This window comes from Caballeronia sp. BR00000012568055 (genome assembly GCF_029439455.1).
Lineage (GTDB): Bacteria > Pseudomonadota > Gammaproteobacteria > Burkholderiales > Burkholderiaceae > Caballeronia.
The window spans coordinates 1-389 of sequence record NZ_JAQFVG010000231.1 but is presented as its reverse complement, the minus strand read 5'-3'; the positions used below and the strand labels follow the sequence as shown (position 1 = coordinate 389).

The 389-nt window shown below is 65.8% G+C and carries 1 protein-coding gene; it reads right to left on the bottom strand.

The window, feature by feature from the left end; all coding sequences use genetic code 11:
- On the bottom strand, positions 1–389 hold a 389-nt coding region (locus P7F28_RS10390; protein ID WP_277184400.1), incomplete at both ends, for an avidin/streptavidin family protein.

The window sequence follows — 389 nt, the reverse complement described above, 5'->3', positions numbered from 1 at the left end:
GTTCGATTGCGCGTAATGCCAGAGCGCCTCGATCGTCGGCACTTGGTTCTCGGTCCGACACAGGCCCGACCACGCCGTGATCGAGCCGTAAATGCCCCAGTTCACGGTGAACGTCACCAGCGTGACATTGTCCTGGGCCGATTGCGCGGGCGCCGTGTTGGTCCAGCCGACCAGCGGGAACTGCTCCCCGCTCGTGCCCGACGGCGACCGATAGGTACCCGTGATCGCTCCCGTCGTCGGATCGACGGACTGAACCGTCATGGTCGAGCCGAGCCGGTTGCCCCACGTTCCGACGAGGCTTGCGCACGACTGCGTGCTGGCCGCAGCAGCAGGTGTCATGCCCAGCGTGCAGGCGGCCGAGGACAACACACAGATGGTCGCGAGTGACT